This window comes from Sulfitobacter sp. HI0129 (genome assembly GCF_001635395.1).
Taxonomy (GTDB): domain Bacteria; phylum Pseudomonadota; class Alphaproteobacteria; order Rhodobacterales; family Rhodobacteraceae; genus Sulfitobacter.
Window position 1 is genome coordinate 1 of record NZ_LWGH01000861.1, and the last position, 3,400, is coordinate 3,400.

General features: G+C 65.0%; 3 protein-coding genes. All 3 read left to right on the forward strand.

What is annotated here, in order from left to right; all coding sequences use genetic code 11:
• Window positions 1-580: 580 nt before the first annotated feature.
• The 3 genes from A3764_RS26470 to A3764_RS20250 are packed head-to-tail and all read left to right on the forward strand — an operon-like array spanning window position 581 to window position 3,339.
• On the forward strand, window positions 581-1,261 hold the full coding sequence (locus A3764_RS26470) for an acetate--CoA ligase family protein (RefSeq protein ID WP_443069400.1): 681 nt from the start codon (window positions 581-583) through the stop codon (window positions 1,259-1,261).
• Between the two features lies 1 nt (window position 1,262).
• Window positions 1,263-2,042, forward strand: a complete 780-nt coding sequence (locus A3764_RS20245; protein ID WP_067921328.1) for a carnitinyl-CoA dehydratase — start codon at window positions 1,263-1,265, stop codon at window positions 2,040-2,042.
• 43 nt (window positions 2,043-2,085) lie between these two features.
• A complete protein-coding gene (locus A3764_RS20250) occupies window positions 2,086-3,339 on the forward strand; it encodes a glycosyltransferase family 4 protein (protein WP_067921326.1) in 1,254 nt (417 codons plus the stop codon).
• Window positions 3,340-3,400: the final 61 nt, after the last annotated feature.

Here is a 3,400-nt window from a genome sequence, read left to right on the forward strand (position 1 = left end):
GTTGGCCGGGGGCGACGCGGGGGCGGGGGCCTTGCTGGAGCGGCTCGCCATTCCTCGGGTGCGCGATCTGCCCACCCTGCTGGAGACACTGAAGATATTCCACACCGTGGGACGGCTGCCTTCGGCGACACTCTCTTCGGTCTCCTGCTCCGGCGGGGAGGCAAGCCTTGCGGCGGACGGGGCGGTTGGCCGCTCGCTGACCTTTCCGCCGCTCACCACTACGCAGCGTGACACACTTTCGGATGTCTTGGGGCCTATGGTCGCGCTCTCCAACCCGTTGGACTACAACACCTATATTTGGCGCGATGCCGCCAGGATGGCCGAGGCCTGGGCCGCCATGGCCGCCCCCCACATCGGGCTGACCCTGCTGATCGTCGACTATCCGCATACCGATGCGCAGGACTGGGAATGCGCTACCGAGGCCGCGCTGGCTGTCAGGGCGCGCACGGGGCGGGCGGTCGCTGTCGTTTCGACCCTGCCCGAACTGATGCCCCCCGATGTCGCCCGGCGGCTTCTGGCGGGCGGCGTCGTTCCGCTTTGTGGGCTGAGCGAGGCGCTCGCGGCGGCGGAAGCGGCGGCGATGCAGACCCGCCCCGAAGACGAGGCACCGTTATGGGCAGAGTTGCACGGCGAACTCACGACCCTTTCCGAGGCCGATGCAAAGGCGGAACTGGCGGGATTTGGGGTACGGATACCGCGCGGGATCACCGCCGATACGCCGGAAGACGCAGGCAAGCGCGCCGCTGCGTTGACCGGCCCGCTCGTCGTCAAGGGAACCGGCTTTGCCCATAAGACCGAGGCGGGCGCGGTCGCGCTGGGCATCCCGGCACAGAATATCGCATCCGCAGCCGCCGATATGGGGGCCGGCGGATACCTCGTTGAGGAGATGGCAACGGGCGGCGTGGCCGAACTGCTCATCGGTATCACGCGGGACCCGGCCCATGGCTTCGTCCTGACGCTGGGGACGGGTGGCGTTCTGACCGAGCTGTGGCGCGATACGACCTCACTTTTGCTGCCTGTCCGCAGGGACAGCGTGCGCGCGGCATTGGCGCGACTTCGCACCGCGCCGCTGCTGAGCGGGTATCGGGGCAAGCCTGCGGCGGATCTCGACGCCATCTGCGATACGGTCATGGCCGTGCAGGCCTATGTAGTTGCACAGCCGCAATCGATCGGAGAGGTTGAGATCAATCCGCTGATCTGCAGGCCGGACGGAGCGATTGCGGTGGATGCGTTGATCCGCAGAACCAGAAAGGAAGGTTGATTTGGACCCGATCACCACCAGAAGCGAGGACGGTATCCTCGAAGTTACGCTCGACCGGCCGAAGGCCAATGCCATCGATCTGCAGACCTCTCGCCGGATGGGGGATGTCTTTGCTGCCTTTCGTGACGACGATGCGCTGCGCGTTGCGATCATTCGAGGCGCGGGGGACAAGTTCTTTTGCCCCGGGTGGGATCTGAAGGCCGCCGCCGACGGGGACGCGGTGGATGGCGACTATGGCGTTGGAGGGTTCGGCGGCCTGCAGGAGCTGCGCGACCTCAACAAGCCGGTGATTGCCGCTGTCAACGGGATCGCCTGCGGCGGGGGGCTGGAGTTGGCGCTTTCTGCCGACATGATCATCGCCGCCGATCACGCGACATTCGCCTTGCCGGAAATTCGGTCGGGGACGGTGGCCGATGCCGCCAGCGTCAAGCTGCCCAAGCGCATCCCCTATCACATCGCGATGGAGCTGCTTTTGACGGGGCGCTGGTTCGATGCCGAGGAAGCCAAAGGCTGGGGGCTGGTGAACGAGATCGTCCCGGCGGAAAAGCTGATGGACCGGGTGTGGGAGCAGGCGCGTTTGCTGGCTTCCGGCCCGCCGCTTGTCTATGCCGCGATCAAGGAGATCGTGCGCGAAGCTGAAGACGCGAAATTTCAGACCATGATGAACCGCATCACCCGGCGGCAGCTTCGCACGGTGGACCAGCTCTATGCTTCGGAAGATCAGCTCGAAGGGGCGCGGGCCTTCGCTGAAAAACGCGACCCTGTCTGGAAGGGCAAGTGAACCTGCTCCTCCCGATGCGCAGGTTGGCGGGGGTGGCGGCAGAGTGAACATCCTTTTCGTCCACCAGAACATGCCGGGGCAGTACAAGGAACTTGCCCAATGGCTGGGGGCGCGCGGGCAGCATCGGATCGTCTTTCTCACCCAGCGGAAGGCACCCCCGGACATTCCCGGCGTCGAGGCGCGCGTTTATGCGGTGCATCACCGGCCTTCCCCCAAGTCCTATGCGCTTTCCCGCGTCTGGGAAGAGGCGGCGAGCGCCGGTATGGGGGTCGCCCGCGCGACGCAGGCGCTGGAGCAGGAAGGTTTTCGCCCCGACATCGTACTGGGCCATGTCGGCTGGGGGGAGCTTTCCTTTCTGCGGCAGGTCTGGCCGCAGGTGCCGATCATCGGGTATTTCGAATATTTCTATCGGCCCACCGGCGGCTCCGTCGGGTTCGACCCTGAGGAGCCTTCCTCTCCCGATGTCGCCTTCACGCTTCAGGCGCGCAATACCGTGCCACTGGTGAACATCGAAGTCGTGGACCGGGGGGTGAGCCCGACCCACTGGCAGAGGGACAGGTTCCCCGAGAGCTTTCATGAAAAGCTTTATGTCTGTCATGACGGTATTCGTACGGACCTGTTGCGGCCCGATCCAAAAGCCAGCCTGAAGCTGAAACGGCTGGACCGGCCCCTCACGCGCGGGGACGAGGTTGTGACGTTCGTCGCGCGAAACCTCGAACGGACGCGGGGATTTCACATGTTCATGCGTGCCTTGCCGGATATCCTGCGGGAAAGGCCGCAGGCCCGGGTGGTGATCGTCGGGGGCAGCGAGACTTCGTACGGGGCGAAATCGCGCCATCCGATGGGGCTGCGTGGCGAGATGCAGGCGGAACTGGGCGACAGCATCGACTACGACCGCGTACATTTCCTCGGGCGGGTACCCTATGACGATTATTGCACCCTGCTTCGGGTGAGCCGCTGCCACGTTCACCTGACGATGCCATTCGTCCTCTCGTGGTCCCTGCTGGAGGCGATGTCGATGGGCGCGGTTGTCGTCGGGTCCGATGTGGCCCCAGTTCGGGAGGTCATTCGGCATGGCGAAACAGGGCTGCTGGCTGACTATTTCGATCCGACAGCCGTGGCGGCGCAGGTCGTTCAAGTCTTGGCCGCTCCGGAAAAATACGCGGGTATCGGCGCGGCGGCGCGGGCGCATGTTGTGGAGAATTACGATTTTCTCACACGCTGTCTGCCCGAGCATTTGCGCCAGATCAACGCGCTGGTGCCGGACGCCGCCAAAATCGATTTATCCGCGCTCTGAGCCGAGCTTGCGCCCTTGCGACCGGCGCGCGGGCGGTCCACCATCCGGCGATGGAAAAGAC